The organism is Pseudomonadota bacterium, from assembly GCA_039815145.1.
Lineage (GTDB): Bacteria > Pseudomonadota > Gammaproteobacteria > Steroidobacterales > JBCBZW01 > JBCBZW01.
Genome location: JBCBZW010000229.1, coordinates 1 through 4,566, shown reverse-complemented (window position 1 = coordinate 4,566; position 4,566 = coordinate 1). Strand labels below are relative to the sequence as shown.

The window sequence follows — 4,566 nt, the reverse complement described above, 5'->3', positions numbered from 1 at the left end:
GCGGAGCGTTGGGCGCCCTCGGTCACGATGCCGATTCCGAATTGCTCATGGGTGTGGCGATCGAAGCGCCGCGCGCTGCGCGCACGGACCGTTTCGAGGCCAAGCTCGGGAAGGCGACGAACGCGGAACTCGTGCACGGGGTTCATGACGAATACGGTACCACTGATCCGACGTGCCGGGACGGACCGACTAGCGAGTCCTGCCATTACCTGCAGCGCGTTCACAGGCACTACCATGGTGAGTGAGCTTGGTCGATCGAGTGGTCAGGAAGTGTCTGCTCAAGGGTGTTCGTGGGATGGCTGACAACGCCTGGTTCATCTATTTCGTGCGCTGCGCCTCCGGCGAGATTTACACGGGGGTGGCCACGGACGTCGCCCGTCGCTTCGCCGAGCACGAGGCCAACGGTGCTCGCACGGCCCGCTACCTGCGCGGTCGCGGCCCGCTCACCCTGGTGGCGCACGCGCCGGTGGGATCCCGTTCGCAGGCGCTACGCCTGGAGTGGCAGGTGAAGCGTCTGCCGCGGGCGCGCAAGCTAGCGATGCTGGCCAGCGACGCCAGCCTCGAGCGCGCGTTGGCGGCGCTGGGGGCGGGGTAGAATGCGGCCCTATGGTCGCGAAGCGAAAACTCTACGCCCGCCTCGACGCGCTGGAGGCACAGCTCGAGGAGGCGCTCATCCCCCACCTGCGCATCGCCGCCCGCGGTGACAACGATCTAATCTTCTGCGTCGCCGACTTCAATCCCCACCCTGAGCTGAAGCACGCGACGGATGAGACGACGGAGCGCCTCGTCGCCCTCGGCGCGCAGATTCTCGCTCTGCGCGAGAAACTCGGCGAGCCGGAGGATGAGTACTCCGCCGCCGTGCGCATCTGTTGGTACTGCCGCAAGTGGGGTGACCTCGACGATCACCGTCGCGGCGCTCCCGCAGCCCTCGCGCAGGCATTTCTATCGGAACTCGAGGCAAGGCATGCCGATGGACCGTGATGATGTGCCCCCGAAGCCGGTGGCCAAGCTCTTGGAGCAGCACCAGCAGCTGATCCACTCCCAGCACAAGCGGGTGCTCTCCCACACCCAACGCCAGGAGGGGGAGTGGCTGATCAACACGCTGATGATCGAAGACTGCGACACCCCCTTCCGCTACAAACGCAAGAAGCGCTACCGCGACCTGAAGGGTGCGCGCGTGGACCTCACCTATTACGCCTCGACCCACGAGGTGGCGGGGATCAGCATGGACGTGATGAACGTGGTGCGCATCCGGCGCTCGTAGGCACGTGCGCCGCGGCGTGCGTACGCCTTTACAGCCAGCCTAGATCTCGCGCCATCCGGAAGGCTTCGACCCGATTGCCCGCCTGTAGCTTGTCCATCGCGTCCGCCAGGTAGTTGCGCACGGTGCCGGCGCTGAGCCCGAGTTCCGCCGCGATCTGCTTGTTCTGCAGGCCCGCTTCCGCGAGCTGCAGCACCTGACGCTCCCGATCGGTGAGCGGGTCGGGCGTGGTCCAGGCGAGTTCGGCAAGTTCCGACGGCACGTGGCGCTCGCCCCGACTCACGGCGCGCACGGCGCCGGCGAGGGCGTCGCTGGAGGCGTCCTTGAGCACGTAGCCTGCGACGTCGGCATTCAGGGCACGCTGCAGGTAGCCCGGGCGCGAGAAGGTGGTCACGATGAGCACGCGGGTCGGCAGGCGCGCGTCGCGAATCATCTCGGCCAGCTCGATGCCGCTGTGGCCGGGCATCTCGATATCGGTGATGAGTACATCGGGGCGAAGTCGCCGAACCCCATCGATAGCTTCCGTGCCGTCGCAAGCCTCGGCCAGCACCTCGATGTCGTCCTCCAGGGAGAGCAGGGTGGCCAGGGCGCCACGCAGCATGGCCTGGTCTTCGGCGATGAGCACGCGAATCATGCCACCCCTCCCGACTCGCCGAGCGGGCTGAGCGGCAGGCGAATGCGGATCTGCATGCCTCCCTCGCGGTCGATCTTGGCGTCGCCGCCGAGGGCCTCCACGCGATTGCGAAGGCCACTGAGGCCGGCGCCTTCGCGGGCGCTCGCCGTGCCGACCCCGTTGTCAGCCACCACCAGCTCGACCCGATCCTCCGCGTGGTCCAGTTCGATCCGCGCTGCGCTGGCCTGGGAATGGCGCACGATGTTGGTGGTGGCTTCGCGGATGGAGAGCCCTAAGGTCTTGCCTAGCGTGGGGCCGAGCGTGCGGGGCACATCGCCGCGGATCTCGAGGTCCACGCCCGCGGCATCGAGGGCGAGGCGCGCGCGATCGATCTCCGACTCCACCGAGGTGGCGGTCATGTCGTACACCGCCGCGCGGATCTCGCTCAGGGCACTGCGCGCGGCCGTCGCCACCTCGCGCATCTCATCGCCCGCGCGCTCGGGGTCGCGTTGCAGGAGCTTGGCCGCCACCTCGGCCTTCAACGCCACCATGGTGAGCGTGTGGCCGAGGAGGTCGTGGAGCTCGTGGGCGATGCGTTCGCGTTCGGCGAGGGTGGCCTGCTGGCGCTCGAGCACCTGGGTGCGCTTGAGCTTGCGCTCGCGTTCGATGCTCTCGGCGGTCGCCGTGCAGGCGATGCCGATGATGATGCCAAAGCCGAGGTTGAAGAAGACGGACAGGTAGGGCTGGCGCGTGGCGATAGCAAAGGCGCCGTAGGCCACGCTGAGCAGGCCGATGATCAACATGCCCCGGCGACGGGGCCGCTGGAAGGCCGCCTGCACGCAGGCGTAGGTGTGGAACACGCCGTGGATGCCTGCAAACCCCGCCGTCGCCCACGCCAACCCCTCCATGATGGCGATGTAGGGCAGGGCGCCCCGGTCGCTGCACTCGTAAGCGCGGAAGTAGACGGGCAGGAAGATGGCGATGGCCGCGGCAGCGGCGATCAGGTCGATCGCCTGCGGCGCTCGCCACAGCCAGCCGGTGAAGTAGAACAGTAGGTAGACCAGGTTGAACACGCGCCACAGGCGGGGTTCCTGATCGGTCTGGGGATCGTCCTCAGCACTCATCGCAAGGCTCCGGCGGGCTCAGGGCACCAACTGTACGTCGTCGAGGGCGAAGGCGTATTCGCCGGGGGCGTCCGGGCTCACGAACGCCATGCCGACGAAGCGCGCGGCGGTGAAGTTCACGAAGTCGCTCAAGGGAATTTCCACCTGCTGCCACTGCTCTGTCACTGCGAAGGCCACCGTGGGCGGGGTGCGCATGCTGCCCTGCTCGAACATCATCAGTCTATAGCGGGCGGGGGTGCCGCGTACGGAGAAGCGCACGGCCGTCGCCGCGGAGAGATCAGCCGATCGATCCGGCGCGTCGAAGCCGAGGAAGGCGCCAGCCCAGGGGTAGGCGAAGGCACCGGTGACCGTCGCTCGCACGCCCAGGGTGCCGCCTCGGCTCGTAGTCGCCTCGTCGAGTAAGGTGAGGGCCGCGTCGGAGGAGCCTCCCATCAGCTCATCGCTGGTGGCCGACCAGGTGAGGCCGTCGGCGCCGTCCAGGCCGGTATCGAGATCACTGAGCACGCCCGCCAACACGACGCTCTCGCTGGCCGCCGGCAGCGCTTCACCGGCGATGAAGCCGTTGCGCAGCACCGAGTGAATGTCACCGGTGCTCTCGATGGTGCGCGTGGGATCGCCGGCGACCATCAGCAGATCGGCGCGTGCACCCTCCTCGAGTCGGCCGCGACCGGCGAGCCCGAAGGCTTCGGCCGGCAAGTGGGTGGCGGCGGCGATCGCTTCGGCCGGCGACAGGCCCGCGCGCACGAGCAGGCGGAGTTCGCCGTGGAGGCTGATGCCGTGGGCTGTGCCAGGGTTGGGGGCGTCGGAGCCGGCCAGCACGGGCACGCCCGCCTCGTGAAAGCGCCGCACGTTGGTGAGCGCTTTCTCCAGGTCGAAGATCGGCGAGCGGAAGCTACCGAAGGTTTGTCGTAGGTTCGTGCGTGCCAGATCGTTCACGCGTTCCCCCAGTCCTGCGTGTTCGAGTAGCGCGGGGCCCAAGGACTCGCCGCCCGCTGAGGCGATCACCGCCAGCGTGGGCACGACGAAGACCCCTCGCTCACGCGCCTCGGCCAGGAACTCCTCCTCCACGATCGAGTCCGCGAAGATGTGCACGAAGCCGTCGATGCCGGCCTCCAGCATCTGGCGAGCGCCCTGCTGGGTGGCGATGTGGGCCACGGCCTGCAGTCCCGCCGTATGGGCGGCGTCGATGACGGCGCTGGCGGTGGCGAGGTCGAGGCTCGGACGGCCCGCCCACTCGGGCATGTACACCAGCTTGATGTAGTCGGAACCCTCCGCGACCCGCCTGGCGACCCACGCCGTCGCTTCGCTTGGATCCTCCAGGGTGTCTACGTCGATCGGGAACTGGGTGCCGTGGCCGCCGTCCACGGTCGCCAGCATGCCAGCGCTGAACAGGGCGGCATCCGCCGTTGCCTCGTAGCCCTCGCGTGCCTCGCGGGCGCCGGCGAGGTTGGCCGGGTCCGTGAACATGTCGAGCACGGTGGTCACGCCGAAGCGCAGGGCGTCGCGCTGGGCATTGCCGAAGGTGTGGACGTGGGCGTCGATGAGTCCCGGCAGCGCGGTGAGGCCCG

The 4,566-nt window shown here is 68.5% G+C and carries 6 protein-coding genes; 3 read left to right on the top strand and 3 right to left on the bottom strand.

Features of this window, described 5'->3' with window-relative positions; genetic code table 11:
- Positions 1–295: 295 nt before the first annotated feature.
- From AAF184_24830 to AAF184_24820, 3 genes are read left to right on the top strand one after another with little or no spacing between them, the layout of a single operon-like run.
- Positions 296–595 carry a GIY-YIG nuclease family protein gene (locus AAF184_24830; GenBank protein MEO0425583.1) on the top strand — a complete coding sequence of 100 codons (300 nt, stop codon included), beginning with the start codon at positions 296–298 and terminating at the stop codon, positions 593–595.
- Positions 596–606: 11 nt separating this feature from the next.
- Entirely contained in the window at positions 607–981 is a 375-nt protein-coding gene (locus AAF184_24825; GenBank protein MEO0425582.1) for a hypothetical protein, read from the top strand.
- Positions 971–1,264, top strand: coding sequence for a hypothetical protein (locus tag AAF184_24820; GenBank protein MEO0425581.1), 294 nt, complete (start codon positions 971–973; stop codon positions 1,262–1,264). Before AAF184_24825 ends, AAF184_24820 begins: the two co-directional genes overlap by 11 nt.
- Before the next feature lie 28 nt (positions 1,265–1,292).
- On the opposite strand, the gene AAF184_24815 is transcribed toward AAF184_24820, so the two are convergent.
- The 3 genes from AAF184_24815 to AAF184_24805 all read right to left on the bottom strand — a co-directional run.
- The gene (locus tag AAF184_24815) at positions 1,293–1,895 is read right to left on the bottom strand and encodes a response regulator transcription factor (GenBank protein ID MEO0425580.1); all 603 of its coding nucleotides are present in this window, start codon (positions 1,893–1,895) and stop codon (positions 1,293–1,295) included.
- Positions 1,892–2,998 carry a sensor histidine kinase gene (locus tag AAF184_24810; GenBank protein MEO0425579.1) on the bottom strand — a complete coding sequence of 369 codons (1,107 nt, stop codon included), beginning with the start codon at positions 2,996–2,998 and terminating at the stop codon, positions 1,892–1,894. Before AAF184_24810 ends, AAF184_24815 begins: the two co-directional genes overlap by 4 nt.
- An 18-nt stretch (positions 2,999–3,016) precedes the next feature.
- Positions 3,017–4,566 (bottom strand): CIA30 family protein (locus AAF184_24805; GenBank protein MEO0425578.1); only part of this gene is annotated, 1,550 nt, incomplete at its 5' end.

Excerpts from the sequence above, each read along its gene's own strand:
- AAF184_24830 (MEO0425583.1), top strand. The coding sequence starts at position 296 with ATGGCTGACAACGCCTGGTTCATCTATTTCGTGCGCTGCGCCTCCGGC.
- AAF184_24825 (MEO0425582.1), top strand. The coding sequence starts at position 607 with ATGGTCGCGAAGCGAAAACTCTACGCCCGCCTCGACGCGCTGGAGGCA.
- AAF184_24820 (MEO0425581.1), top strand. The coding sequence starts at position 971 with ATGGACCGTGATGATGTGCCCCCGAAGCCGGTGGCCAAGCTCTTGGAG.
- AAF184_24815 (MEO0425580.1), bottom strand. The coding sequence starts at position 1,895 with ATGATTCGCGTGCTCATCGCCGAAGACCAGGCCATGCTGCGTGGCGCC.
- AAF184_24810 (MEO0425579.1), bottom strand. The coding sequence starts at position 2,998 with ATGAGTGCTGAGGACGATCCCCAGACCGATCAGGAACCCCGCCTGTGG.